The organism is Saccharothrix isguenensis (genome assembly GCF_052936305.1).
Genome location: NZ_CP193626.1, coordinates 6,696,885 through 6,722,152, shown reverse-complemented (window position 1 = coordinate 6,722,152; position 25,268 = coordinate 6,696,885). Strand labels below are relative to the sequence as shown.

Genomic DNA, 25,268 nt, shown 5'->3' with positions numbered 1-25,268 from the left:
GAGTGTGGAACTATTCACGCTCGCGTATGACCATCCAGACTCGGTGAAGCTGATCGCCGACCTCCAGCAGGTGTACGTGACCCGCTACGGCGACGGTGACGTCACGCCGGTCGACCCGGCCGAGTTCGCCCCGCCCCTGGGGCACTTCGCGGTCGGGTACGCGGACGGCGTCCCCGTGGCCTGCGGCGGGTGGCGCGCCAACGAGGAGGCGTACGACTCGCTGCGCCCCGGCGACGCCGAGATCAAGCGCATGTACGTGGTGGAGGCCATGCGCGGGCGCGGGCTGTCACGGGTCGTGCTGGCGTCGCTGGAGACGGCGGCGCGGGCGGCCGGGCGCAAGCGGATGGTGCTGGAGACCGGGCTGCGGCAGCCCGAGGCGATCGGGCTGTACGAAACCAGTGGATACGCGCGCATCGACAACTTCGGCGTCTACCGGCATCATCCGGAAAGCCTTTGCTTCGCGAAGGACCTCTGAGGCCCGGAAGGGACGTCGATGGCGATCTACGCGCTGGGCGACTACGAGCCGGTGATCCACCCGGACGCCTACGTGCACCCCGACGCGACGGTGATCGGCGACGTGCGGATCGGCGCGCACGCGTCCGTGTGGCCGCAGGCGGTGCTGCGCGGCGACTACGGGCGCATCGAGGTCGGCGCGCGGACGTCCATCCAGGACGGCACGGTGCTGCACTGCACCGACGTCCACCCGACCTTGATCGGCTCCGAGTGCGTCATCGGCCACAACGTGCACATCGAGGGCGCGACCATCGCCGACAAGTGCCTGATCGCGTCCGGGTCGGTGGTGCTCAACGGCGCCGTGGTGGAGACGGGCGCGATCGTCGGCGCGGGCGCGGTGGTGTCGTTCGAAGGCCACGTCCCGGCCCGGTCGATGGCGCTCGGCGTGCCCGCCCGCGTGCGCGAGGGCTACGTCGTGCCGGACGGCGCCTGGCAGTTCGCGGTCGACAAGTACGTGGCCAACATCTTGCTGTACCGCAAGGAATTGCGGCGCCTCGACTGAGGTAGGTTTCCGCCGTGGCACGTCCGCTTGAGGAGATCATGGAAGCCGGCTGGGCCGCGGCACTCGCGCCCGTCGCCGATCGGATCGCCGCGATGGGCGAGTTCCTGCGGGCGGAGGTAGCCGCCGGGCGGACCTACCTGCCGGCCGGGGAGAACGTGCTGCGGGCGTTCCAGCAGCCGTTCCACGCCGTGCGCGTGCTGATCGTCGGCCAGGACCCGTACCCGACGCCGGGGCACGCGGTGGGGCTGAGCTTCTCGGTGTCGCCGGAGACCCGGCCGATCCCCAAGAGCCTGGTCAACATCTACACCGAGTACACGTCCGACCTGGGGCACCCGAAGCCGTCCACCGGCGACCTGACGCCGTGGGCCGAGCAGGGCGTGCTGCTGTTGAACAGGGCGTTGACGGTGCAGCCGGGCAAGTCCAACTCGCACCGGAACAAGGGGTGGGAGCCGGTGACCGAGCAGGCCATCAAGGCGCTCGCCGAGCGGGACTCCCCGCTGGTCGCGATCCTGTGGGGCAGCCAGGCCCGTGCGCTCAAGCCGTTGCTGGGCGCGGACCGGTGCGTCGAGTCGGTCCACCCGAGCCCGTTGTCGGCGGCGGGTGGGTTCTTCGGTTCGCGGCCGTTCAGCAAGGCGAACGAGCTGCTCGTGCGGCAGGGCGCGGAGCCGGTGGACTGGAAGCTGCCCTGAAGCGCGTGAGCCCTGAAGCGCGTGAGCCCTGAAGCGCGTGAACCCTGGAAGCGGCTGACACCGCCGAGAACGACTGAGGACGACGAAAGGCCCCCGGGACGAATCCCGGGGGCCTTTCACCAAGCTCTCGGCGCGGGTCTCAGCCGCGCACCACCTTGCCCGCCTTCAGGCACGAGGTGCACACGTTCAGCCGCTGCCGCGTCGAAGAGGAAACCTTCGCGCGCACGGTCTGAATGTTCGGGTTCCACCGGCGGTTCGTCTTCCGGTGGGAGTGCGAGACAGAATGGCCGAAGCCCGGCCCCTTGCCACAGACGTCGCACACGGCAGCCACGTCAGCCACTCCTTAAGGTTCCTGATCGGTACTCACGCCCCGGCGGGCGCGCAAGCGTGCACAAGCCTCAGCCGGGCATGGCAACCCCGACAGGGTAGCCGGTGGGCCGTTCTGCCTCAAAATCGGGTCGAATACGCTCGCCGGCATGCGGGCTCTCGATGCGGTCGCGGTGCGCAAGTGGGCGGACGCCTGTGTGCGGTCCCTGGACGCCAATCGGGAGGACCTGGACCGCATCAACGTGTTCCCCGTGCCGGACGGCGACACCGGGACGAACCTGCTCCAGACCATGAGGTCGGCGTTGGACGCGTTGTTGAGGACGCCCGTGGACACCGTGGGAGCCGCGCTGGCCGCGCTCGCCCGTGGAGCGCTGGCGGGAGCGCGGGGCAATTCCGGGGTGATCCTGTCGCAGGTCCTGCGCGGGCTGGCGGAGGCCGCTCAGGGCGCCTCCACGGCGTCCGGCACCTCGTTGCGGCGCGCGCTGCAGAGGGCCGACGAACTGGCCACCGCCGCCGTGTCCGAGCCGGTCGCGGGCACCGTGCTGTCCGTGCTGCACGCGGCGGCGGAGGCGGCCAGGGACTGCGCGTCCGACGAGCTGGACGACGTGGTGACGGTCGCGGCGAAGGCCGGCGCGGAGGCGTTGGCGAACACGCCCCGGCAGCTGGCCGTGCTGGCACGCGCCGGCGTGGTCGACGCGGGTGGTCGTGGGCTCGTGGTGCTGCTGGACGCGTTGGCGGCGGTGATCACCGGACGGGTGGTCGACGACCCGCCCTCGTACGATCCTCCTGGGCACGTCCCGGTGCCGCGCGACGCCCTCACCACCGCGCGTGAGGCCGGGTCCTCGGAGTTCGAGTACGAGGTCATGTACCTGCTGGACGACCTGCCGGAAGGGTCGTCAGAGGTGGAGCGGCTGAAGGGCGAGCTGCAGGCGGTCGGCGACTGCGTGGCCGTGGTCGGCGACGGCGCCGGCCTGTGGACCGTGCACGTGCACTGCAACGACATCGGCGCGGCCGTCGAGGCGGGTGTCCGGGCCGGTCGGCCGCACCGCATCACGGTGGCCCGGTTCGCCGACCAGATCGCCGCCCAGGCGCCCCGGTTCGTCCGCGACCGGGCGATCGTGGCGCTGGTCGACGGCGAGGGCGCGGCCGAGCTGTTCCGGTCCGAGGGCGCGGTGGTGCTCGACCCCGGTGACGACGTGACGGCGGCCGACCTGCTGGCCGTGGTGGTGAGCACGCGGGCCCGGCAGGTGACCGTGCTGCCCGGCGACCCGTCGTTGCGCGAACCACTGGACGAGGCCGTCGCGCAGGCCGTCGCCGCGGGTCAGGATGTCGTGGTGGTGCCGACGTTCTCGCCGGTGCAGGCGTTGGCGGCGTTGGCCGTGCACTCGCCGTCCCGGCGCGCCGGCGACGACGCGGTCGCCATGGCGGAGGCCGCGGCGGCGACCCGGCGCGGCGAGGTCGCGGTGTCCGAGCGGGAGGCGATCACCTGGGTCGGCCGGTGCGAGCCCGGTGACCTGCTCGGCATGGTCGACGGCGAGGTCGTGCTGATCGAACCCGGCGCGGCCGACGTCGGCGTGCTGGCGTGCCGGCTGGTCGACCGGATGCTCGCCAGCGGCGGTGAACTGGTCACCGTGCTGCTGGGTCGGGCCGCCCCGGACGGCGTCGAGCGGGTGCTGGAAGATCACCTCCGCGTCGCCCACCCGGAGGTGGAACTGGCTGCCTACGAGGGCGGGCAGCGGGACGCGCTGCTGGTTGTCGGTGTCGAGTAGTTGGATGGGCCGGGATGACGACCTTCGACGACAAGCTGGTGTCGGTGCTCGGCAAGAAGAGCGCCGACGCGCTGGAGGCCGGCCTCGGCCTGACCACGGTCGGTGAGCTGCTGCGCCACTACCCGCGCCGGTACGACGAGCGCGGCAAGCTGACCGAGATCGCCGGGCTGGAGCTGGGCGAGCACGTGACCGTGCAGGCGCGGGTGAAGAGCTCCCGGCAGCGGCGGATGAAGTCGCGCAGCGGCGAGCTGCTGGAGGCCACGATCACCGATGGCACCAGCGACCTGCACCTGGTGTTCTTCGGGCGCGGCTCGCGGAAGGTCGAGCGGGAGCTGCTGCCGGGGCGCGAGGCGATGTTCGCGGGCAAGGTCGGGATGTTCAACGGCAAGCTCCAGCTCGCCCACCCCGACTACCAGGTGCTCGACGGCGCGGACGCGGCGGCGGCGGACTTCGCGGGCGCCTTCATCCCGGTCTACCCGGCGGCGCAGGGCATCCAGTCGTGGAACATCTCCAACTGCGTGGAGCAGGTGCTCGCGGTGTGGGACGGCGTGGACGAGGACCCGTTGCCGGAGTCGCTGCGCGCCGCGCGTGGGCTGGTCCCGCTGGAGAAGGCGCTGCGGGACATCCACCGGCCGGACGGCTGGGCCGCGATCACGGTCGCGCAGCAGCGGTTGAAGTGGGACGAGGCGATGGCCGTGCAGCTGGCGCTGGCGCAGCGCCGCCGGTCGGCCACGGCCCGCCCCGCGCCCGCGTGCCCTCCTCGGGCCGGTCTGGTGCGGGACGCGTTCGAAGCCCGGTTGCCGTTCGAGCTGACGGCGGGGCAGCGCGAGGTGGGCGAGCAGATCGTCCGGGACCTGTCCGGCGAGCACCCGATGAACCGGCTGCTGCAAGGCGAGGTCGGGTCGGGCAAGACGATCGTGGCGTTGCGGGCGATGTTGCAGGTCGTCGACGCCGGGCGGCAGGCGGCGATGCTCGCGCCGACGGAGGTGCTGGCCGCTCAGCACGCGCGGTCGTTGCGGGAGCTGCTGGGGGACCTCGGGCAGGCCGGTGAGCTGGGCGGGGCCGAGCACGCGACGCGGGTGACGCTGCTGACCGGGTCCATGGGCGCGGCGGCCCGGAAGCGGGCGATGCTGGAGATCGTGTCCGGTGAGGCCGGGATCGTGGTCGGCACGCACGCGTTGATCCAGGACAAGGTGGAGTTCGCGGACCTGGGGTTCGTCGTGGTGGACGAGCAGCACCGGTTCGGCGTGGAGCAGCGGGCCGCGCTGAGCGGGCGTGCCGGCGGGTCCACACCGCACGTGCTGGTGATGACGGCCACGCCGATCCCGCGCACGGTGGCGATGACGGTGTACGGCGACCTGGAGGTGTCCGCGCTGCGCGAGCTGCCGCAGGGCCGGTCGCCGATCAGCACGTCCGTGGTGCCGGTGGCGTCGAAGCCCGGCTGGCTGGACCGGGCCTGGCAGCGGATCCACGAAGAGGTGCGCAAGGGCCACCAGGTGTACGTGGTGTGCCCGCGCATCGGTGACGGCGAGTCCGAGGACGACGCGGAAGCGCCGCCGAAGGAGGACGCGGGCAAGGAGGGCGCTGCGGATCGCCGGCCCCCGCTGGCGGTGGTGGACGTGGCGAACCGGCTGGCGGAAGGGCCGTTGCGGGGGCTGCGGATCGACATCCTGCACGGGCGGATGCCACCCGAGGACAAGGACGCCGTGATGCGGGCGTTCGCGGGGAACGAGGTGCAGGTGCTGGTCGCCACGACGGTGGTGGAGGTCGGCGTGAACGTGCCGAACGCCACCGTGATGGTGATCATGGACGCGGACCGGTTCGGGGTGAGCCAGCTGCACCAGCTGCGCGGTCGGGTGGGTCGGGGCAGCGCGCCGGGGCTGTGCCTGCTCGTGACAGAGGTGTCGGACGGCACGTCCACGATGGAGCGGCTGCGGGCGGTGGAGTCCACTGTGGATGGGTTCGAGCTGGCCCAGCTGGACCTGGAGCTGCGGCGCGAGGGCGACATCCTCGGCGCGGCGCAGTCCGGGCGGCGGTCGGGGTTGAAGATGCTGTCGCTGCTGCGGGACGAGGACGTGATCGCGGAGGCCCGGGTGGTGGCGCAGGAGGTCGTGGAGGCCGATCCGGAGCTGGCCGCGCACCCCGGGTTTGCGGGGTTGGTCGCCGGGTTGTTGGACGAGGAGCGGGCGGAGTACCTGGAGAAGGCGTAGGGCTGTCTGGGTAGCCTGCCTTGTGCGCCGTTTCCTGCTCGCCCTGGTCCCGCTGGCGCTGGTCGCCTGCATGGCCGGTGATCCGGCTCCCACCACGTCGCCGCCGCCCAAGGGTGACCTGGCGGTGCTCGCCGAGCGGATCGAGCAGCGGCGGGCCGAACTGGGCACCGCGACGTTCCACACCGAGGGGTTCGCGTCCGATGGACAGGCCACCGAGGTGCGCAACGTGGTCGACGGCGCGTTGCGGCAGGACGCCGACGGGCTCACCGGCTCGATGACGATGGACGTGTCGACCGGCGGGGAGCCGAAGAAGATCGCGCTCGTGGTGGTCCGGGACGGCACGTACGTGCAGGTCGAGGGCGCGCCGATGCCGGCGGGCAAGAAGTGGGGCTTCTACCCGACGGCGGACGGCGGCGAGGTGGCCGCGTTGCTGCGGGGCTTCGGGCCGAGCGCCATGGTGGGCGCCGAGCTGGACTACGTGCAGCCGCGCGCGGCGTTGATCGTGGCGAAGGGGTCCGAGCAGCTGGACGGCGTGCCGGTGACCCGGTTCGACCTGGTGGTGGACCCGCTGAAGATGGCGAAGGTCATCGAGGACCAGGACACGCAGTTGCAGCACACGCAGCTGGCCGAGTTCGGGGTGAAGATCGCCGCGTCGGTGTGGGTGGACGACACCAGCGCGCCGGTGCGGGCCGAGTACCGGTTCGAGCTGGACGGCAAGGTCGTCAAGCAGTCGTCCACCCGGTTCCGCGACTGGGGCGAGCCGGTCGAGATCACCGTGCCGGACCAGGGCGAGGTCGTGCCTGCGGATCAGCTGCCGCAGTAGGGATCGGCTGCCAGTAGGGATCGGCTGCCCCCGTGGGCCGCAGGCCCGCTCCCGGCTACTTCGGTCGCTTGGTCGACTTCGGGATCGGCAGCTGGGTGGTCGTCTGCTCGGACCGGTCCTCGGTCTCGGCCTCGGGTTCGGGCTTGCCGGACGAGGGCTTGCCGGTGTCCACCTTGGCGGTTTTCACGGTCGGCGGCTCGGCGTCGTTCGGCTCGGTGCCGTCCGGCTCGGTGTCGTTCGGCTCGGTGTCGTCCGGTTCGGGGGTCGGCCGCTCTGCTCGCCCACCCTCGGTGCCGGTCGGCGGCTCGCTGGACCCGGGCTCGCTGGACCCAGGTTCAGGCCGGGTGGAGGTCGAAGGGCCTGCCTCCGCGGGCTCACCGGATTCGAAGTCGCTCTCCTCGTCCAGCGGACTGAGCTTGGCGACCGCCTGCGACACAGCCTCCTGGGCCGCCGTGAACTGCTCGCTCAACGCCCGGTGCACGCGCCGCAGCTCGGCCAGCTTCGCGTCCGCCGCCGTGGTGCGCCGGTCGGCGTGGGCGTCCGCCTCGGTGATCGTCCGCTCGGCCCGTGCGTTGGCCTCGGCCACCGCCTGCTCGGCCTTGGCCAGCGCCTCGGCCTCCAGCTCGGCGATCTGCTTGTCCGTCTCGGCGCGCAACTCCGAAGTCTCGGCGCGGGCGGCTTCGAGCAGCTTGACGGCCTCCGCCTTGGCCTCCACGACGTGCGCCTCGTGCTCCTTGCGGAGCTTCGTGCGCAGCTCGTCGTACTCCTTGTCGAGGTCGTCGTGGTAGCCCTTGTACTTCTGCTCCAGCTCGACGCGCCTCGCCTCCAGCGCCGCCGTCTTCGCCTCGAAGTCCGCGGTCATCCGCTCCCGGTCGGCGCGGACCTCGGCCAGCAGCGCCTGGTGCTCGGCGGTCAGCGTGGCCCGCAGATCCTCGTGGGCCTTCTCCAGCTCGGCTCGGCGCTCCTCGTGCTGCCGGTCCAGGTCCTTCGCCCGCTGCTGGTGGGACGCTTCCAGCTGCCGGCGCCGCTCTTCGAGGTCGCCCATCGCCCGCTGGTGCATCGCCTTGCCCTCGGCCGCCTCGCGCGCGGCCTCGGCGCGGGTGGCGTTCGCCTGGTCCAAAGCGCCCTTGCGGATGTCGGCGATCTCCTCCTCGGCCAGCGTCATCATCACGCGGACGCGGTCGGTGACGTTCGAGGCGCTGGTCGGGCTGGTGGCCAGCTTGCTCAGCTGCGACTTCACCTTGTCCAGTTCGGCGCGGGTGGTGCCGAGGAGCTTGCTCAGTTCCGCGACTTGGGCCGACGCCGCCTCCCGCGCCCGGTTCGAGTGCTTGAGGTCGAATTCGAGTCGCGTCACCCGCTCGTTCACCTGGCGCTGGTTGTACCCGCGCAGAACGACGTCGAAATGGGTGCGGGCAGCAGGCTGCCCAGTCCCTTCAGCCCCGGCCATGGGCCAACCCTACCGAGAAGTCGCCTGCGGTAGTCACCCGATGCGGCGAACACACCGTAACGAGTCGGTCATCCAACGTGTGGGGTGAACGGCGATCGGGCAACTGTGAGGTATCGGGTGTCGATCGACCGCCCGTGTCGGGGGCTGCGCAGGTCGACCGGGCAAGGGACAATCCCGTGGCATGGTCCCCGGTCGCGCCTGCCTCGCCGGGAGAGTGACCGATCACGATGACGTCCGTCACGTGAGATGGAACTCCCGAGTGGCGGGAAGCGCACGGTAACGTGCCTTGATTCCTCGAGTCCCGCCGCAGCGGCGCCACAAAGGCGCTGTGGGGCGGGGCTCGCCGAGTAACCGGGAGGGAACGCCGCATGTTCCGCAAGGTTCTTGTCGCCAACCGCGGCGAGATCGCGATCCGGGCCTTTCGCGCCGCCTACGAACTGGGCGCCGGCACGGTTGCCGTCTTCCCCCACGAGGACCGCAACTCCCTGCACCGGCTGAAGGCCGACGAGTCGTACGAGATCGGTGACCCCGGCCACCCCGTCCGGGCCTACCTGTCCGTGACGGAGATCATCAAGGCGGCCCGGAAGGCGGGCGTCGACGCGGTCTACCCCGGCTACGGGTTCCTGTCGGAGAACCCCGAGCTGGCCAAGGCCTGCGCCGAAGCGGGCATCACGTTCGTCGGCCCTCCCTCGGACGTGCTGGAGCTGACCGGCAACAAGGCCCGCGCCATCGCCGCGGCCCGTGAGGCCGGCCTCCCGGTGCTCAAGTCCAGCGCGCCGTCCAGCGACATCGAAGCCCTGCTCCAGGCGGCCGAGGACATCACGTTCCCCGTCTTCGTGAAGGCCGTCGCGGGCGGCGGTGGTCGCGGTATGCGGCGCGTCGAGGAGCGGAGCGGGCTGCGCGAGGCGCTGGAAGCCGCGTCCCGCGAGGCGGAGTCCGCGTTCGGCGACCCGACGGTGTTCCTCGAACAGGCCGTGATCGAGCCGAGGCACATCGAGGTGCAGATCCTCGCCGACGGCGAGGGCAACGTGATGCACCTGTTCGAGCGGGACTGCTCGGTGCAGCGCCGGCACCAGAAGGTCATCGAGATCGCGCCCGCGCCGAACCTCGCCCCCGAGCTGCGCGAGCGGATGTGCGCCGACGCGGTCAGGTTCGCCCGGCACATCGGCTACCGCAACGCGGGCACGGTCGAGTTCCTGCTCGACCCGCGCGGCAACTACGTCTTCATCGAGATGAACCCGCGCATCCAGGTCGAGCACACGGTCACCGAAGAGGTGACGGACGTGGACCTCGTGCAGTCGCAGATGCGCATCGCCGGCGGCGAGTCCCTGGAGGACCTCGGCTTGAGCCAGGACACCGTGCAGCTGCGCGGCGCGGCCCTCCAGTGCCGCATCACCACCGAGGACCCGGCGAACGGGTTCCGCCCCGACACCGGCATGATCAGCGCCTACCGCTCGCCCGGCGGCTCCGGCATCCGGCTGGACGGCGGCACCACCGGCGCGGGCACGGCCATCGGCGCCCACTTCGACTCGATGCTGGTCAAGCTCACGTGCCGGGGCCGGACGTTCTCCGCCGCGGTGGCCCGCGCGCGGCGTGCGGTGGCCGAGTTCCGCATCCGGGGCGTGTCCACGAACATCCCGTTCCTCCAGGCGGTGCTGGACGACCCGGACTTCTACGAGGGCCGCGTCACCACGTCGTTCATCGAGAAGCGACCGCACCTGCTGACCGCCCGGCACTCCGCCGACCGCGGCACGCGCATGCTCACCTACCTGGCCGACGTGACGGTGAACAAGCCCAACGGGCCGCGTCCGTCCGTCGTGGACCCGAAGGTGAAGCTGCCGGCGGTGGACGTGAACGCCGAGGCGCCGGCCGGGTCCAGGCAGAAGCTGGTCGAGCTGGGGCCGGAGGGCTTTGCCCGGTGGCTGCGGGAGAGCAAGGCGCTGGCCGTCACGGACACGACGTTCCGCGACGCGCACCAGTCGTTGCTCGCTACGCGGGTGCGCACCAAGGACCTGCTCGCCATCGCCCCGCACGTGGCTCGTATGGCGCCCCAGTTGCTGTCGTTGGAGGCTTGGGGCGGTGCTACGTACGACGTGGCCCTGCGCTTCCTCGCCGAGGACCCGTGGGAGCGGCTTGCGGCGTTGCGCGAGGCGGTTCCCAACATCACGCTCCAGATGTTGCTGCGCGGCCGGAACACGGTCGGGTACACGCCCTACCCCGAGGCCGTGACCAGCGCGTTCGTCGAAGAGGCGACGAAGACCGGGATCGACATCTTCCGGATCTTCGACGCGCTGAACGACGTCGAGCAGATGCGTCCGGCGATCGAGGCCGTCCGGGAGACCGGGACGGCGGTGGCGGAGGTCTGCCTCTGCTACACGTCGGACCTGTCCAACCCGGATGAGCGGCTCTACACGCTCGACTACTACCTGAAGCTGGCCGAGCAGATCGTGGGCGCCGGCGCGCACGTGCTCGCGGTGAAGGACATGGCCGGCCTGCTCCGGCCTCCGGCGGCGGCGCGGTTGGTGACCGCGTTGCGCAAGGAGTTCGACCTGCCCGTGCACCTGCACACGCACGACACGGCGGGTGGGCAGCTCGCGACGTACCTGGCGGCGATCCAGGCCGGTGTGGACGCGGTGGACGGCGCGGTGGCGTCGATGGCGGGCACCACGTCGCAGCCGCCGTTGTCGGCGATCGTGGCGGCCACCGACTACACCGAGCGGGCCACCGGGCTGGACCTGCGGGCGGTGTGCGACCTGGAGCCGTACTGGGAGTCGGTGCGGAAGGTGTACGCGCCGTTCGAGTCCGGGATCCCCGGTCCGACCGGGCGGGTGTACTCGCACGAGATCCCCGGTGGGCAGCTGTCGAACCTGCGCACCCAGGCGGTCGCGCTGGGCCTCGGGCAGAAGTTCGAGGAGATCGAGGCGATGTACGCGGCGGCCGACCGGATGCTCGGGCGGCTGGTGAAGGTGACGCCCTCGTCCAAGGTGGTCGGGGACCTGGCGCTGCACCTGGTGGGTGCGGGGGTCTCGCCGGTCGAGTTCGAGGCCGACCCCGGGCGGTTCGACATCCCGGCTTCGGTGATCGGGTTCCTGCACGGCGAGCTGGGCGACCCGCCCGGTGGGTGGCCGGAGCCGTTCCGGAGCAAGGCGTTGCAGGGGCGTGCCGCGCCCAAGGGCGTCGCGGAGTTGACCGATGAGGACGTGAAGGGGTTGGAGGAGGACAGGCGGGGCACGTTGAACCGGCTGTTGTTCCCGGCGCCGACGAAGGAGTTCCTGGCGCATCGGGATGCGTACGGGGACACGAGCGTGCTCGGCAGCAAGGACTTCTTCTACGGGTTGAAGCCCGGGGAGGAGTACCAGGTCGACCTGGAGCCCGGCGTTCGGCTGCTGATCGGGCTGGAGGCGATCGGCGAGGCGGACGAGCGTGGCATCCGGACGGTGATGGCCACGTTGAACGGTCAGCTGCGGCCCATCCAGGTGCGGGACCGGTCGATCGCGGCCGAGGTGCCGGTGGCGGAGAAGGCGGACCGGACCAACCCGGGTCACGTCGCGGCGCCGTTCGCCGGGGTGGTCACGCCCAGCGTGGCCGAGGACGACGTGGTGGAGGTCGGTCAGACGATCGCGACCATCGAGGCCATGAAGATGGAGGCCGCCATCACCGCGCCTCGGGCCGGGCGGGTCAAGCGACTGGCTGTGCGGGGTGTGGCGCAGGTCGAGGGTGGGGACCTGCTGGTGGTGCTGGAGTGAGGTTCGGCCAGAGGTGGTCCGGGCCGGGTCGATCGGCCTGAGGTGATCAGCTCCGGCTCGATGTGACAGGGGCCCTTTACGGGCACCCCAAGCAGGCCCGAGCCGGGCAGGCATGGCGGGAAGTGCGTCCGCCGAGCCTGCCCGGCTTCGATCAGCCCGTGGCACCCGAACCCATGTCACATCGAGCCTCGCCGGCCACTGCCGGTGTGGTGCGGTGCGGTGTGGCGGCTGCCTCCGGGTGGGTGGGAACAGGGGTGTTCTGCCGGTCGTTGGACGCTTCATGAACAAGGTGACCGCTGCACTGCTTGCCCTGACGGCCGGGGCCGTCGCCTGGGCGGCGCGGGACGTGCCCTCGGCGATGGGTGGGAAGCCGGGCGGCGATCGGGTTCTGCGGTCGCCCCGGTACCGGGACGGGAAGTTCCACAACGCCGCCGAGGTGCGGACGATGCCGGATGGCGCGGCCGGGACGTTGCGGGAGTTGTTGTTCGGGGGTCAGCAGCGGCATCCGGTGGGGGCGGTGCCGTTGGTGCCGCCGGTCGCGGGGACACCGGACGGGCTGCACATCACCTGGTACGGGCACGCCTCCGCGCTGATCGAGATCGACGGTGCGCGGATCCTCGTCGATCCGGTGTGGAGCGATCGGTGCTCACCGTCCCCAGTGGTCGGTCCGCGTCGGTTGCACCCCGTGCCGCACCAGCTGGACGAGGTGGGGCAGGTGGACGCGGTCCTCATCTCGCATGACCACTACGACCACCTGGACCTGCCGACCGTGCGGGCGTTGACCCGGGACCAGGACGCGGTCTTCGTGGTTCCGCTGGGCATCGGGGCGCACTTGCGGCGGTGGAAGGTGCCGGAGCACCGGATCGTGGAGTTGGACTGGGACGAGTCGCACGAGGTGGCGGGGGTCACGCTGGTCGCGACGGCGGCGCAGCACTTCTCGGGACGCGGCTTCAGGCGGGACGACACCCTGTGGGCGTCGTGGGTCGTCAAGGGGCCTCGGCACCGCGTGTACTACAGCGGTGACACGGGATACTTCGACGGCTACAAGCGGATCGGTGAGGAGCACGGGCCGTTCGACGCCTCCCTGATCCAGATCGGCGCTTACGGGCCCGGGTGGCCGGACATCCACATGACGCCCGAGGAGGGCGTGGCCGCGCACCGGGACGTTCGAGGCGGTCTGCTGATCCCGGTGCACTGGGCGACCTTCAACCTGGCCTTCCACGACTGGTCCGAGCCGGTGGACCGGGTGTGGCGGGAGGCCAAGGCGAACGAGGTCCCGCTCGCCGTCCCTCGGCCGGGTGAGCGGATCGACGTCGACCAGCCCCCGGCGGTCGACGGGTGGTGGCAGGCGCTCGGGTAGTGCGGGGTGTCGTGGGTGAGACGATGACCGGGTGACCAGGATCGTCGCGGGCGCCGCGGGTGGCCGGAGACTGCAGGTGCCGCCGCGGGGCACCCGTCCCACTTCCGACCGCGTTCGGGAGGCGTTGTTCAGCTCGCTCGAAGCGCTGGTCGACCTGGACGGCGTGACCGTCCTGGACCTGTACGCGGGCTCGGGGGCGCTGGGGTTCGAAGCACTCTCCCGCGGCGCGGCTCGGGCCACGTTCGTGGAATCGGACAAGCGGGCTTCCGAAGTCTTGAAGGCCAACGTCCGGGCGGTCGCGTTGCCCGGCGCGACGGTCGTCAACCGCACGGCGGAGGCCGTGGTGGCGGTGGTGGCGGAGGCGCCGTGCGACGTGGTGTTCGCCGATCCGCCCTACGCGGTGACCGACGAGCAGCTCGACCGGGTCCTCGAAGCGCTGGTCACCAACGGTTGGACGAAACCGGGCTCGCTGATCATCGTGGAACGCGGTGCGCGGAGTCCCGAACCGAAGTGGCCAAGTCCGGTGGAATCCTTGCGCAGCAAGCGATATGGCGACACGGCGCTGCATTGGGCGGAACACGGTGACGCCTCCGGGTGATGCGGACCACGCACCTGAGTGGATGCGTCCGATCGGGTGCTACCGTCCGAAACCATGACGCGTGCCGTGTGCCCCGGCTCCTACGACCCGGCCACCAACGGACACCTGGACATCATCGGCAGAGCCGCGAAGCTCTTCGACGAAGTCGTCGTCGCTGTGCTCATCAACAAGAACAAGAAGACTTTGTTCTCGGTCGAGGAGCGCACCGAAATGCTGCGCGAGGTCACGGCCCAGTGGCCCAACGTCCGCGTCGACGCCTGGCACGGACTGCTGGTCGACTACTGCCTCGAAAACGACATCAAGGCCATCGTGAAGGGCCTGCGCGCGGTCAGCGACTACGACTACGAGCTGCAGATGGCGCAGATGAACCACCAGCTCACCGGCGTCGAGACGCTGTTCATGCCGACCAACCCCATCTACAGCTTCCTGGCCAGCTCCCTGGTCAAGGACGTGGCCACGTACGGCGGCGACGTCACCAGCCTGCTGCCGCCCACCATCAAGGACCGGCTCACCGCGCGGCTCGCCGAGAGTCGCTGACCGGTCACGCTCGGTTAACTTCGATCCCGCCCTGCTGTCACCCGGTGTGGTTACCGTTCACGATCATGAGCGAGATCACATCGCGCACCGTCAGGGTGCTGCTCTCCCTGCTGCTGGTCCTCGCGGGCGCTTCCGCGACGTCCGGTGCGGCGTTCGCGACCGGGGTGGCGCAGGCGTCCTGCGGCGACACGTCAGGCTTCCGCCGAGTCGCCCTGTCGAGCCTGCCCACCCAGGCCACCGACACCGTCCGCCTCGTCCAGCGCGGCGGGCCGTACCCGTATCCGCAGGACAACCAGACCTTCTACAACCGCGAGGGCATCCTCCCGGCCTGCTACACCGGCTACTACAAGGAGTACACGGTCAAGACCCCGAGCAGCTCCACGCGCGGCGCGCGGCGGATCGTCACCGGCAACGCGACCCCGAAGCTGTACTTCTACACGCCGGACCACTACGCGAGTTTCGTCCTGGTGGACATCACCCGGTAGTCGGACACGCCCTGCCGATCTCCCGGCGGCGACGAGATCGGCAGGGCACACTGGGACCGGTACTGCTGTGGGCGCGAGGAGTGAGACGTGTACCGGGTGTTCGAGGCCCTCGACGAGCTGGTCACGATCGTCGAGGAAGCGCGTGGCGTGCCGATGACCTCCGGGTGCGTCGTGCCGCGCGGTGACGTGCTCGAACTCCTGGACGACGTGCGCGACGCCATCCCGGCGGAGCTGGACGACGCCCAGGACGTGCTGGACCACCGCGACGAGCTGGTCGGCAAGGCCCAGCACGACGCGGACCAAACCCTGAGCAAGGCCCGTTCCGACGCCGAGCGGATGGTCTCCGAGGCGCAGCACGAGGCCGAGCGGATGCTGTCCGAGGCGCGTGCGCGCGCCGAGCGGATGGTGGCCGAGGCCGAGGACCAGGCGCAGCGCACGGTCTCCGCGGGCCGGCAGGAGTACGAGGACCTGGTGGGCCGCGCGCACACCGAGGCGGACCGCATGGTCCAGGCCGGCCGGGCCAACTACGAGCGCGCCATCGAGGAAGGCCGGGCGGAGCAGATGCGCCTGGTCGACCAGACCGAGGTCGTGCAGGCCGCGCACGCCGAGTCCGCCCGCGTGCTGGAGGCCGCCCAGACGGAGGCCATCCGGCTGCGCGGCGAGTGCGACGCGTACGTGGACGGCAAGCTGGCCGACTTCGAGGACCTGCTCGCCCACACCCTGCGCAGCGTCGGGAAGGGCCGTTCGCACCTGCGAGGCCCGGCCGTCGCGAGCGCGGCCGCACCGTTCGACTACCGCGATTAGGACCAAGTGACACCCGACCGAACTACGTCCGACCTGCCGATTTCACGCCGACGCCGGTTGTCCCGTACCCTTGACCGGCTGGTCGTGGTAAGTCCCCGATCGCACACCAAACATCATGTCTGAGCATCGTCACGCCTCCGCGCGTCCCACAGCGACCGGGCCCTGGGTCATCGACACCAGGGACCTCGGGCGTCGTGCGGGCTCCAGCCGAGGTTTGCGCAGGACGGTGCCCGCCGAAGGCCTCGGCCTCGCGGGCGTGATCGCGGTGCCGGCGGGGGGCAACGTCGAACTCGACCTCCTGCTGGAGTCGGTGGTCGAAGGCGTGCTCGTGACGGGCACGGCCACGACGGAGGTCGAAGGGGAGTGCTCGCGCTGCCTGGAACCGCTGTCCGCTCAGGTCCAGGTGGAGCTGACCGAGTTGTACGCGTACCCGGACAGCGCCACCGACGAGACCACCGAAGAGGACGAGGTCAGCCGTCTGCACGACGACCTGCTCGACCTCGAACCCGTGGTGCGCGACGCCCTCGTGCTCGCGCTGCCACAGGTGCCGCTCTGCTCGCCGGACTGCCTCGGGCTGTGCGTCGACTGCGGCGGCAAGCTGGCTGATCTCGGCCCTGACCACGGGCATGAGACGATTGACCCCCGATGGGCCGCCCTCCAAGAGCGGTTCGGCGGGAATCGTGACAATCCAGAGGAGAACTAGTCGTGGCCGTCCCGAAGCGGAAGATGTCGCGCTCGAACACGCGCTCGCGCCGCGCTCAGTGGAAGACCAGTGCTGTGCACCTGGTGGCTTGCCAGAACCGGGCCTGCCGCCAGCCGAAGCCGCAGCACATCGCCTGCCCGGCCTGTGGCCAGTACGACGGCCGCCAGGTCGTCCAGCCGGCCTGATCACCCCTCTGGCGAAGGTAGCGGCGAATCGTGGGGGGTAGGTCGTCGCGCGGTCGGTCCGCCGACCGCGCCCCGTTGATCGAAGCGCTCGGCGTCCCGTTGGACGCCGAGCTGCTGACGCTCGCGCTCACACACCGGTCGTACGCGTACGAGAACGGCGGTCTGCCGCCGAACGAGCGACTGGAATTCCTCGGCGACGCGGTGCTCGGCCTCGTCGTCACCGACCACCTGTACCAGACCCACCCGGACCTGCCCGAGGGGCAGTTGGCCAAGCTCCGCGCGAGCGTGGTCAACATGCACGCCCTGGCAGGTGTGGCCCGGGGCTTGGGCGAGGACGGGTTGGGCGGGCATCTCCTGCTCGGTCGCGGCGAGGAGCTGACCGGCGGCAGGGACAAGGCGAGCATCCTCGCGGACGGCCTCGAAGCCGTCATCGGCGCGGTGTACCTGCAATTCGGCATAGAGACCGCGCGTCAACTGGTCCACCACCTGTTCGACCCGCTGTTGGCGGAAGCGCCACTGCGCGGCGCCGGGCTGGACTGGAAGACCAGTCTGCAAGAGCTGACCGCCTCCGCTGGCCTGGGCGTGCCCGAGTACCGGGTGGACGACCAGGGCCCCGACCACCGCAAGGAGTTCACCGCAACGGTGCACGTCGGTGGTCAGGCCTACGGCAGCGGCGATGGGAAGACGAAGAAGGAAGCCGAGCAGAAGGCGGCCGAGGCCGCCTACCGCGTGTTGCACGAACGGGTCCGCGGCGAGCAAGAGGCCGGCGCATCCGGGAACGGCCACGCACCAGGCTCGGCGGGCAACCAGACTTCACCCCAGGCTTTACCTCAGGCTTCACCTACTCAGGAAGACTGACGCCGAAATGTATGCCACGAACGTCCGGACGAACCGGCGCGCGCACCACGCGCGTTCGATCCGCCCGCTGAACGCCAGCCGCAACGGCGGCATCCAGGGTCTGGTCCTCGTGCGCGACACCGCCCAGGCGGGCGGCTGGATGCTCAAGCCGACCAAGCCCCAGGCCGCCGCTTACGAGATGCTCGAAGAGCTGGAGCGTGCCGAGGCCGAGGCCGCCGAGCACGAGACCGAGGACTGATCTCCCGCCCGTGCCCGAGTTGCCCGAGGTAGAAGTAGTCCGCCGAGGTCTGCACGAGCACGTCGCCGGGAGGACGGTCGCTTCGGTCGACGTCCTGCACGCACGCGCGATCCGCCGCCACCTACCCGGTGCGGCGGATTTCGCCATGCGCTTGACCGGTCAACGACTGGACGCCGCACGCCGGCGCGGCAAGTACCTGTGGGTCGACCTGTCGGGTGGCGACGCCATGCTCGCGCACCTGGGCATGAGCGGCCAGATGCTGGTCCAGCCCGCCGACGCCCCGGACGAGAAGCACCTGCGGGTGCGGATCCGGTTCGACGACGGCGGCCCCGAGCTGCGGTTCGTGGACCAGCGCACGTTCGGCGGCCTGGCGTTGGCCGACCTCGTGGAGGTCGACGGCGTCTGGCTGCCGCAGCCGGTGGCGCACATCGCGCGCGATCCGATGGACCCGGCGTTCGACCCGGACGCGGCCGTGGCGGCCTTGCGGCGGCGGCGCACCGAGGTGAAGCGTGCCCTGCTCGACCAGACGCTGGTGTCCGGCATCGGGAACATCTACGCGGACGAGGCGCTGTGGCGGGCCAGGCTGCACGGCCTGCGCCCGGCGGACCTGCTGACCAGGTCGAAGGCCGCCGAGGTGCTGGCGCACGCCACGCAGGTGATGCACGAGGCGCTGGGTGAGGGCGGCACGTCGTTCGACGCGCTCTACGTCAACGTGAATGGCCAGTCGGGCTACTTCGACCGGTCACTGGCCGTGTACGGCCAGGAGGACGAGCCGTGCCGGCGGTGCGGGACGCCGATCAGGCGCGAGCCGTTCATGAACCGCTCGTCGTACTCGTGCCCGCGCTGCCAGCCGCGTCCCCGCCGCAATGGTGGAGCACGGGTGGTCGTGCGCGGCTGATCAGCCGCGGGAACGGGTCACCGCGTTGTCGGGTCGGCCAGTCTGCGTAACAACGGGGTCGCGCATCTGAGCGCTTCCCGCTCCTCCGCCGACATCCGGGAAAGCCTGTCCGACAACAACTCCGCTTCGCCGTGCGCCAGGGACAGGATGGTGTCCCGGCCGAGGCCGGTCAGCTCGACGATGGTGGCCCGCCCGTCGGCGGGATCGGATTCGCGGCGCACCAGCCCGCCGGATTCCAGGCCTGTCACGACCGTGGTCGCCGTGGGTTGGGAGCACAGCGCCCGCACCGCGATCTCGCCGATCCGCATCGGCCCCTGCGACGCGAGTTCCGCGAGCACCAGCAGCTGCGTGGGCTGCAGCCGCCGAACGGACGAGGACTGGCGCAGGCTCCGGATCAACCGGTGCACGGCGACCACGAGTTGTAACGCGTCCTGATTAGTCAGGCTGGTGGTCATCAGACCTCCTGGTGGCTCACTGTGAGTGAGCAAGTGTCCGAATTCGGACAGGACATTCGCACTATCGCAGTACAGCTGTCCAGTGAACGGATTCATTCGCACCCGGATGTACTCACGCTTCCCGCACGAATGCGGACACGAGTCCGGCAGATCGGCATAAAAGTCTCGGGCCCCGCATCAAGGGCGCGTCAGGAAGTTCGCCGAACGTAGTCGGGCAGGGCGTCGCCGCCGGTTCCGGGCGTAGTGTCTCAGCGTGACGAAGGTGCTGGTGGTCGACGACGAGCCGCAGATCGTGCGGGCGTTGCGGATCAACCTGTCGGCCCGCGGCTACTCGGTCCTGACCGCCCACGACGGCACGACCGCGCTCAAGGCGGCGGCCGAGGGCAAGCCGGACGTGGTGGTGCTGGACCTGGGGCTGCCGGACGTGGACGGCACCGCCGTGATCACGGGCCTGCGCGGCTGGACCACGGTGCCGATCATCGTGCTGTCCGCGCGGGTCGACTCGGCGGACAAGGTGCAGGCGCTGGACGCGGGCGCCGACGACTACGTGACCAAGCCTTTCGGGATGGACGAGCTGCTGGCCCGGCTGCGTGCCGCGGTGCGCCGCTCGGCGGTCGTGGAGGGCGAGCACGCGGTCGTGGAGACGGCGTCGTTCACGGTGGACCTGGCGGCGAAGAAGGTGCGGCGGGACGGCGCCGAGGTGCACCTGACGCCCACCGAGTGGGGCCTGCTGGAGATCCTGGCCCGCAACCGCGGCCGGCTGGTGGCGCAGAAGCGGCTGCTCCAGGAGGTGTGGGGTCCGGCGTACGAGAAGGAGACCCACTACCTGCGGGTGTACCTGGCCCAGTTGCGGCGCAAGCTGGAGCCGGAACCCGCGCATCCCCGGCACCTGGTGACCGAGCCGGGGATGGGCTACCGCTTCGAGTCGTGACGGGGGTTCAGCCCGCCGGGATGGTGGGGTGGCGCTCGAACACGATCGTGCCGCGGCACACGAGTTCCTTGTAGAACGCCGCCGCCCTCCCGGTGACCACGCGCTCCTTCGGGCTGTCGTCGGCGTGCACGAACTGGATCAGCCCGTCCCGGCGGCCCAGGCTGATGCACTGCTGGATGTACCGGAAGCCGATCGGAGCGGGCTCCTCGCCCTTGAGCCGCTTCGCCAGGCCGCGCACGGCCTGCTGCGTCGTGGGCAGACCGGTCGCGCAGGCCATCCGGAGTTCCTGGCCGTCCGGCCGCTTCATCGCGGCGGCGTCGCCGAGGGCCACGACGTCCGGGTGCGAGACCGAGGTCAGGGTCCGGTCCACGACCACCCGGCCGTGGTCGTCGACCGCGAACCCGGCTCGGGCGGCCAGGTCGGGTACGCGGAAGCCGGCCGTCCACACGACCGTGTCTGCGGCGATCCGTTCACCGGTGTCGAGCACCAGGCCGTCGGCGCGGACCTCGGTGACCTTCGCGTGGTCGCGCACCCGGACGCCCAGCCGGTCGAACACCGTGCGCAGGTACCGCCTGCCCTTCTCCGAGAGGGCCTGGCCGAAGCTGCCGTGGGTGACCAGCAGGACGTCCAGGTCCGGGCGCGCCTCGGCCAGCTCGGCGGCGGTCTCGATCCCGGTCAGCCCACCGCCCGTGACGGCGACCGTGCGCGCCTTCTCCAGGGCTGCGGCCAGCTTTTGGGTGTCCTCCAGAGTGGACACCGCGTGCGCGTGCTCGGCGGCGCCGGGAACACCGTCCAGGTCGGCGTAGCTGCCCACGGCGTAGACCAGCCGGTCGTAGGCCAGCGTTCCGCCGGTGAGCTGGAGCTTGCGGGTGTCGGGGTCGATACCGGTCACCCGGTCCACCACCAGGTCGACCCCGGCGCCTTTCACGAGGTCGGCGAGCGGGAGGTCGCGCAACGACTGCCCGGTCGCGAGCTGGTGGAGCCTGACCCGTTCCACGAACCGGTCCCGTGCGTTGACCAGGGTGACGCGAGAACCGGTCCACTTCGCCGCCAGCTTGGCCGCGGCCAAGCCCGCGTACCCCGCTCCGACCACCACGACGTGCTCTGTCATCGTTCCCGTCCTTTCGTCCACAGGGGGAGCGGGGCGGAGACCGTGGTGGTGACGACATTAGGGTGTGAACCGTGTCACAAGTATCGATGATCCACACGTGGCAGCTGACCGGGGCGGCGACGACCGCAGTCCGGAAGCTCCTCGACGAGGCGTTCGACGGCGATTTCGGCGATGAGGACTGGGAGCACAGCCTCGGCGGTGTGCACGCCCTCGTCTGGGAAGGCGACGAGCTGGTCGGCCACGGCGCGGTGGTGCAGCGCCGGTTGCTGCACGCGGGTCGGGCGCTGCGGGCAGGTTACGTGGAAGGCGTCGCGGTGCGGGCGGACCGGCGGCGCCAGGGGGTCGGCGGGCTGGTGATGGCGGCCCTGGAGGACGTCGTGCGCGGCGCGTACTCGCTCGGCGCGCTCGGCGCGTCGGAGGACGGCCTGGAGTTCTACGCGGCGCGGGGGTGGCAGCGGTGGCGGGGCAGGACCTTCGTGATGACGCCCGCCGGGGTCGAGCGCACCGAGGAGGAGGACGACGGAATCTTCGTCCTGCCGGTGACGCCGGTCGACCTGACCGGCGACCTCACCTGCGACTGGCGGGACGGGGACGTCTGGTAGTCGTCCCGTGACTAGGGCGCGTCCGCCGTGGTCGTCGTCGTGGTGGTGGCCGAGGACGACGTGGGCACCGGCGGCTCGAAGGAGGTCGGTGGGTTGCTCGGTGGCTGGGTCGTGGGCGGCTGGGTCGTGGGCTTCGGTCCGGCCGTCGTCGTCATGGTCGACTCCGACGTCGGCTCGTCGGGCTGCCCCACCGGCTGCCCGCCAGGTTCCGGCTTCGCCTGCTGTGCCTGCTCCTCGGGCAGCGAGCCGGGTTGCGGGCGCTGCTTGGCGGACACCCGGGTGGACACCGTGACGACCACCGTCGCGGTCCGGCCGTTCGGCCCGGGGCTCACCGACGCGTCCGTCTTCACCTCTGCCTGGTTCTCCGGTGTACCGGCGGCCGGCCCGCCCGTGGCGAGCACCGACGCGAGGGTGGCGATCACCGTGGCGACGGCGGCACCGGCCGCGGCGAGCAGCACCAGCGACGGGAGCTTCGTCTTCGGCGCAGGCTGAGGGTCGTTCTCGAACACACCATCTCCCTGTGGGAAACCCGGATGGATGGTCACGTGTTCGGGTTATCGGCCCGTTGGGCCGGACTTCTCAACCGTTCGGACGGTCCTCCACCCGATGGTGTGGAGGATCGTCACCTGCTCCGGACGGCCTCGTTACTGCGTCTCGCCCGCCGGCGGGTCCACCGGCGGCACCGTCGTGGTCGTCGTGACCGGTGGCGGGGTGGTGGTCACCGGCGGGACCGCGGTCGTGGTGGTCGCGGGCGGCGCGGTCGTCGTCTGCGTCGCCTTCGTGGTGGTCGTCGGGACCGGGTTCGGCTGGGGGTCGTCCACGGTGGTGGTCGTGGTGGTGCCGTCCGGCCTGGTCACGGTGGTCACGCGGGTGCGGCGCGACGGGGTCGTGGTGGTCGTCTCGGCCACGGTCGTGGTCGTGGTCTCGGTCGTCGTGGTCGGGAGGAGCGACGACGGCGACGACGAGGGCGGGCTCGTGGTGAGGCTGCTGCGCGAGACGACGTCCTCCCGCGGCACCTGGTTGCCCGGTGACGCGTCCGTGGTCGCGCCCGCGAAGGAGGCGACGGTGGCGAAGATCGTCGACACGGCGACACCGGACGCGGCCAGCAGCACGTGTGGTGACACGCGCGGTCGGGTGCGCTCGGGCTCCGGGGTCTCGTACAACGGTTCTCCCAACGTCGTGGCGTCTCTACCAGCCGAAGTTCTGGGTCCAGTACCAGCCGCGGGTGTCCAGACCCACGCCGATTGTGCTGAACCCGCAGTTCAGGATGTTGCGCCGGTGCCCGTCCGAGTTCATCCAGGAGTTCATGACCTGCTCGGCGGAGCGCTGTCCCTTGGCGATGTTCTCCCCGCCGGGGCTCGGGTAGCCCGCCGCGCGCATCCGCTCGGCGAAGTCCACGCCCTCGGGGGTGGTGTGCGAGAAGTAGTCGCGCGCGGCCATGTCGGCGCTGTGGCCCTGCGCGGCCTCCGTGACCCGGTCGTCCACCTTCACCGGCTTGCACCCGGCCAGGTCGCGTGCCTCGTTCACCAGGGCAATGACCTGCTGGACCTGCGGCACGTCGGCGGGCGGGGTCGTGGTGGTCGTCGTGGTGGTCGGCTCCGGTGGCGTGGTGGTCGTCGTCTCGGCCGCCGTGGTCGTGCTGGTGGACTCGGTGGTGGTCGTGGTGGTGGTCGGCGCGGGAGGCGGCGGCGCCTGCGTGGTCGGCCGGACCTCCGGCGCAGGGCTCGGAACGGGCCGGCCGGCACCCCCCACACCGCCGACGGCGGTGTTGTCCGACTCCCGGCTTCGTGCTGCGCTCTCCCCGACGAACGGGGCGAGCTGGTCCGGGTTGGCGAAGGCGACGCCGGTCGCACCGGCCGCGCCGAGCAGGAGGCCGACGAGTCCGCCGATCACCGATCGGTTACCGCGCCGTGCTGTCACGGTCGCGCACCGTACCACTAATGGGTGAAATGACAGGATGGTTGTTGTGGCTGAAGCAGAGCGGACCCTGCGCCTCACCGCGTGGGTGCGAGGTCAGGTGCAGGGCGTCGGATTTCGGTGGTGGACCCGCGCGAGAGCGCTTGAGCTGGGACTTGTCGGTTCGGCGTCCAATCTCCGTGACGGCCGCGTCGAGGTGAACGCGGAAGGTCCCGAGTCCGCGTGCCGGGAATTGCTGGTCGCGCTCCGTTCCGGCGATACCCCCGGTCGGGTGCACTCGGTCGTGGAACGCTGGTCCGAGGCCCGCGGTGGGCTCACCGGTTTCGTGGAACGGTGAACGTCCAAGGGCCCGGTGGCGTACTACTTCGATGTGGACCGTGGCGAAGATGTCGTCAGGCAGCTGTACGGCCGTTGGCGCGGCCCGCTGCACGGCTACGTCCTGCGTCTGGTCGGCGGTGACCACCAGTACGCCGAGGACGTGGTGCAGGAGACGTTGCTGAGGGCCTGGAAGCACGCCGACGAGCTGACACCCGCCGACGCGGGGCCGTGGCTCTACACGGTGGCCAGGAACCTGGTCATCTCCGGCTTCCGCAAGCGCGGCGGGCGGAACTCCGAAGTGCCGATCGAGCCCGGTGACCTGCCCCCGGTCGCGGACGAGGTGGACCACGTCCTGCAGAGCTGGCAGGTCGCCGAGGCGCTGCGGGCGCTGAGCGCCGACCACCGCAACGTGGTCGTCGAGCTGTACTACCGGCGGCGTTCGGTCGCCGAGGCGGCAGTGGTGCTCGGCATCCCGCCCGGCACGGTCAAGTCGCGTTGCTTCTACGCCCTGCGCGCGTTGCGCGACGCACTGGAGGAGCGGGGGGTCACAGAGTCATGACCTGTGCCCAAACCGTCGCGCTCGGCGCGTACCTGCTCGGCTCCCTCGACCCGGTGGAGCGATCGTCGTTCGAACGGCACGTCCGCGGCTGCTCCACCTGCCGCCGGGAGATGGTGCGGCTCGCGCCGCTGCCCGGCTTGCTCGGCCAGGTCCACCCGGCGGACCTGGAGCTGCCGTTCGACGAGCCGGCGCCCGAGCCGGACCTGTGGCCGCTGCCCGCGGAGGCCGAACCGGAGCCGCCCGCGCCGCGCCGGCGTCGGTGGCCGGTGCTGGTCGGCGCGGGGGTGTTGGTCGTGCTCGTCGCGCTGGCCGGGGTCCTGGTGCCGCGGCTGACGGGGGACGACCCCGCCACCGTGACGTGGCACGCGACCGACGGCGCGTCCGGCGTGGTGGCCAGCGCGGACCTCGTCGGCAAGTCCTGGGGCACCGAGCTGTGGATGAAGATCGAGAACATGCCCGAGGGGGCCCGCTGCAAGCTGATCGTGCACGACCGCGCCGGGCGCACCGAGATCGCCGGCTGGTGGGGCACCGACCACGCGCCGGACGAGCGCATCCCGGGGTCGACCTCGTTCCCGGTGGACCGGATAGAACGGCTCGACCTGGTCGTCGACACGCGGGTGCTGGTCTCGGTTCGACCGTGATCCCGCTGGTCAGCGTGCCTACGACCGGTCCGACGCCCGCAC

29 protein-coding genes are annotated in these 25,268 nt (G+C 71.1%); 22 read left to right on the top strand and 7 right to left on the bottom strand.

All coding sequences use genetic code 11. The features are described from left to right. Positions 1-43: 43 nt before the first annotated feature. Genes ACRAKI_RS30140 through ACRAKI_RS30130 form a run of 3 tightly spaced genes read left to right on the top strand, consistent with a single transcriptional unit; the run spans position 44 to position 1,704 of the window. Positions 44-475 carry a GNAT family N-acetyltransferase gene (locus ACRAKI_RS30140; protein ID WP_447003870.1) on the top strand — a complete coding sequence of 144 codons (432 nt, stop codon included), beginning with the start codon at positions 44-46 and terminating at the stop codon, positions 473-475. Positions 476-493: 18 nt separating this feature from the next. After that, positions 494-1,015: a gamma carbonic anhydrase family protein gene (locus ACRAKI_RS30135; RefSeq protein WP_447003869.1), complete on the top strand. Its 522-nt coding sequence runs from the start codon at positions 494-496 to the stop codon at positions 1,013-1,015. A 14-nt stretch (positions 1,016-1,029) separates the two neighbouring features. Continuing rightward, positions 1,030-1,704 carry a uracil-DNA glycosylase gene (locus ACRAKI_RS30130; RefSeq protein ID WP_447003868.1) on the top strand — a complete coding sequence of 225 codons (675 nt, stop codon included), beginning with the start codon at positions 1,030-1,032 and terminating at the stop codon, positions 1,702-1,704. Positions 1,705-1,843: 139 nt separating this feature from the next. Here the strand turns inward: ACRAKI_RS30130 and rpmB are convergent, their stop codons facing one another. After that, positions 1,844-2,035 (bottom strand): 50S ribosomal protein L28, encoded by a 192-nt coding sequence (rpmB, locus tag ACRAKI_RS30125; RefSeq protein WP_033437952.1) that lies wholly within the window; start codon positions 2,033-2,035, stop codon positions 1,844-1,846. Positions 2,036-2,180: 145 nt separating this feature from the next. Between rpmB and ACRAKI_RS30120 the strand changes: the two genes are divergently transcribed. Genes ACRAKI_RS30120 through ACRAKI_RS30110 form a run of 3 tightly spaced genes read left to right on the top strand, consistent with a single transcriptional unit; the run spans position 2,181 to position 6,833 of the window. Further along, on the top strand, positions 2,181-3,800 hold the full coding sequence (locus tag ACRAKI_RS30120; RefSeq protein ID WP_447003867.1) for a DAK2 domain-containing protein: 1,620 nt from the start codon (positions 2,181-2,183) through the stop codon (positions 3,798-3,800). A 14-nt stretch (positions 3,801-3,814) separates the two neighbouring features. Beyond that, entirely contained in the window at positions 3,815-6,010 is a 2,196-nt protein-coding gene (recG, locus tag ACRAKI_RS30115) for an ATP-dependent DNA helicase RecG (protein WP_447003866.1), read from the top strand. 22 nt (positions 6,011-6,032) lie between these two features. Further along, positions 6,033-6,833, top strand: a complete 801-nt coding sequence (locus ACRAKI_RS30110) for a hypothetical protein (protein WP_447003865.1) — start codon at positions 6,033-6,035, stop codon at positions 6,831-6,833. A gap of 55 nt (positions 6,834-6,888) precedes the next feature. Here ACRAKI_RS30110 and ACRAKI_RS30105 read toward each other — a convergent pair whose 3' ends face one another. After that, positions 6,889-8,187 carry a hypothetical protein gene (locus ACRAKI_RS30105; RefSeq protein WP_447003864.1) on the bottom strand — a complete coding sequence of 433 codons (1,299 nt, stop codon included), beginning with the start codon at positions 8,185-8,187 and terminating at the stop codon, positions 6,889-6,891. Positions 8,188-8,648: 461 nt separating this feature from the next. Here ACRAKI_RS30105 and ACRAKI_RS30100 point away from each other — a divergent pair, with 461 nt between their 5' ends. From ACRAKI_RS30100 to mutM, 11 genes are all read left to right on the top strand, one after another. Continuing rightward, complete coding sequence (locus tag ACRAKI_RS30100; RefSeq protein WP_447003863.1) at positions 8,649-12,026, top strand: pyruvate carboxylase; 3,378 nt, start codon at positions 8,649-8,651, stop codon at positions 12,024-12,026. 280 nt (positions 12,027-12,306) lie between these two features. Continuing rightward, positions 12,307-13,386, top strand: coding sequence for an MBL fold metallo-hydrolase (locus tag ACRAKI_RS30095; protein ID WP_447003862.1), 1,080 nt, complete (start codon positions 12,307-12,309; stop codon positions 13,384-13,386). Positions 13,387-13,417: 31 nt separating this feature from the next. Continuing rightward, positions 13,418-13,984 carry a 16S rRNA (guanine(966)-N(2))-methyltransferase RsmD gene (gene rsmD, locus ACRAKI_RS30090; protein WP_447003861.1) on the top strand — a complete coding sequence of 189 codons (567 nt, stop codon included), beginning with the start codon at positions 13,418-13,420 and terminating at the stop codon, positions 13,982-13,984. 54 nt (positions 13,985-14,038) lie between these two features. Continuing rightward, positions 14,039-14,521, top strand: a complete 483-nt coding sequence (gene coaD, locus ACRAKI_RS30085; protein ID WP_447003860.1) for a pantetheine-phosphate adenylyltransferase — start codon at positions 14,039-14,041, stop codon at positions 14,519-14,521. A gap of 65 nt (positions 14,522-14,586) precedes the next feature. Continuing rightward, entirely contained in the window at positions 14,587-15,006 is a 420-nt protein-coding gene (locus tag ACRAKI_RS30080) for a ribonuclease domain-containing protein (protein WP_447003859.1), read from the top strand. An 87-nt stretch (positions 15,007-15,093) separates the two neighbouring features. Continuing rightward, complete coding sequence (locus ACRAKI_RS30075; RefSeq protein WP_447003858.1) at positions 15,094-15,810, top strand: DivIVA domain-containing protein; 717 nt, start codon at positions 15,094-15,096, stop codon at positions 15,808-15,810. 115 nt (positions 15,811-15,925) lie between these two features. Beyond that, a complete protein-coding gene (locus ACRAKI_RS30070; protein ID WP_447003857.1) occupies positions 15,926-16,513 on the top strand; it encodes a YceD family protein in 588 nt (195 codons plus the stop codon). A gap of 2 nt (positions 16,514-16,515) precedes the next feature. Further along, positions 16,516-16,698 carry a 50S ribosomal protein L32 gene (rpmF, locus tag ACRAKI_RS30065; protein ID WP_053720453.1) on the top strand — a complete coding sequence of 61 codons (183 nt, stop codon included), beginning with the start codon at positions 16,516-16,518 and terminating at the stop codon, positions 16,696-16,698. 30 nt (positions 16,699-16,728) lie between these two features. Next, positions 16,729-17,556 carry a ribonuclease III gene (rnc, locus tag ACRAKI_RS30060; protein ID WP_447003856.1) on the top strand — a complete coding sequence of 276 codons (828 nt, stop codon included), beginning with the start codon at positions 16,729-16,731 and terminating at the stop codon, positions 17,554-17,556. Between the two features lie 7 nt (positions 17,557-17,563). Further along, complete coding sequence (locus ACRAKI_RS30055; protein ID WP_447003855.1) at positions 17,564-17,794, top strand: hypothetical protein; 231 nt, start codon at positions 17,564-17,566, stop codon at positions 17,792-17,794. 10 nt (positions 17,795-17,804) lie between these two features. After that, positions 17,805-18,692: a bifunctional DNA-formamidopyrimidine glycosylase/DNA-(apurinic or apyrimidinic site) lyase gene (gene mutM, locus ACRAKI_RS30050; RefSeq protein WP_447003854.1), complete on the top strand. Its 888-nt coding sequence runs from the start codon at positions 17,805-17,807 to the stop codon at positions 18,690-18,692. A 17-nt stretch (positions 18,693-18,709) separates the two neighbouring features. On the opposite strand, the gene ACRAKI_RS30045 is transcribed toward mutM, so the two are convergent. After that, on the bottom strand, positions 18,710-19,147 hold the full coding sequence (locus ACRAKI_RS30045; RefSeq protein WP_447003853.1) for a MarR family winged helix-turn-helix transcriptional regulator: 438 nt from the start codon (positions 19,145-19,147) through the stop codon (positions 18,710-18,712). Between the two features lie 253 nt (positions 19,148-19,400). Here ACRAKI_RS30045 and ACRAKI_RS30040 point away from each other — a divergent pair, with 253 nt between their 5' ends. Continuing rightward, positions 19,401-20,078: a response regulator gene (locus ACRAKI_RS30040; protein WP_447003852.1), complete on the top strand. Its 678-nt coding sequence runs from the start codon at positions 19,401-19,403 to the stop codon at positions 20,076-20,078. Positions 20,079-20,085: 7 nt separating this feature from the next. On the opposite strand, the gene ACRAKI_RS30035 is transcribed toward ACRAKI_RS30040, so the two are convergent. Then, complete coding sequence (locus tag ACRAKI_RS30035) at positions 20,086-21,189, bottom strand: NAD(P)/FAD-dependent oxidoreductase (RefSeq protein ID WP_447003851.1); 1,104 nt, start codon at positions 21,187-21,189, stop codon at positions 20,086-20,088. 86 nt (positions 21,190-21,275) lie between these two features. On the opposite strand from ACRAKI_RS30035, the gene ACRAKI_RS30030 reads away from it, so the two are divergent. Then, positions 21,276-21,791 carry a GNAT family N-acetyltransferase gene (locus ACRAKI_RS30030; protein ID WP_447008560.1) on the top strand — a complete coding sequence of 172 codons (516 nt, stop codon included), beginning with the start codon at positions 21,276-21,278 and terminating at the stop codon, positions 21,789-21,791. A gap of 11 nt (positions 21,792-21,802) precedes the next feature. Here ACRAKI_RS30030 and ACRAKI_RS30025 read toward each other — a convergent pair whose 3' ends face one another. The 3 genes from ACRAKI_RS30025 to ACRAKI_RS30015 form a co-directional block, all read right to left on the bottom strand. Continuing rightward, complete coding sequence (locus ACRAKI_RS30025) at positions 21,803-22,300, bottom strand: hypothetical protein (RefSeq protein ID WP_447003850.1); 498 nt, start codon at positions 22,298-22,300, stop codon at positions 21,803-21,805. Positions 22,301-22,435: 135 nt separating this feature from the next. Continuing rightward, positions 22,436-22,954 (bottom strand): hypothetical protein, encoded by a 519-nt coding sequence (locus ACRAKI_RS30020; RefSeq protein WP_447003849.1) that lies wholly within the window; start codon positions 22,952-22,954, stop codon positions 22,436-22,438. A 25-nt stretch (positions 22,955-22,979) separates the two neighbouring features. Next, complete coding sequence (locus ACRAKI_RS30015; protein ID WP_447003848.1) at positions 22,980-23,711, bottom strand: CAP domain-containing protein; 732 nt, start codon at positions 23,709-23,711, stop codon at positions 22,980-22,982. A gap of 37 nt (positions 23,712-23,748) precedes the next feature. Between ACRAKI_RS30015 and ACRAKI_RS30010 the strand changes: the two genes are divergently transcribed. The 3 genes from ACRAKI_RS30010 to ACRAKI_RS30000 are packed head-to-tail and all read left to right on the top strand — an operon-like array spanning position 23,749 to position 25,226. Then, entirely contained in the window at positions 23,749-24,045 is a 297-nt protein-coding gene (locus ACRAKI_RS30010) for an acylphosphatase (protein ID WP_447003847.1), read from the top strand. Positions 24,046-24,078: 33 nt separating this feature from the next. Beyond that, positions 24,079-24,585 carry a sigma-70 family RNA polymerase sigma factor gene (locus tag ACRAKI_RS30005; RefSeq protein ID WP_447003846.1) on the top strand — a complete coding sequence of 169 codons (507 nt, stop codon included), beginning with the start codon at positions 24,079-24,081 and terminating at the stop codon, positions 24,583-24,585. After that, the gene (locus tag ACRAKI_RS30000) at positions 24,582-25,226 is read left to right on the top strand and encodes an anti-sigma factor family protein (protein WP_447003845.1); all 645 of its coding nucleotides are present in this window, start codon (positions 24,582-24,584) and stop codon (positions 25,224-25,226) included. Before ACRAKI_RS30005 ends, ACRAKI_RS30000 begins: the two co-directional genes overlap by 4 nt. The last annotated feature ends 42 nt before the right edge of the window (positions 25,227-25,268 follow it).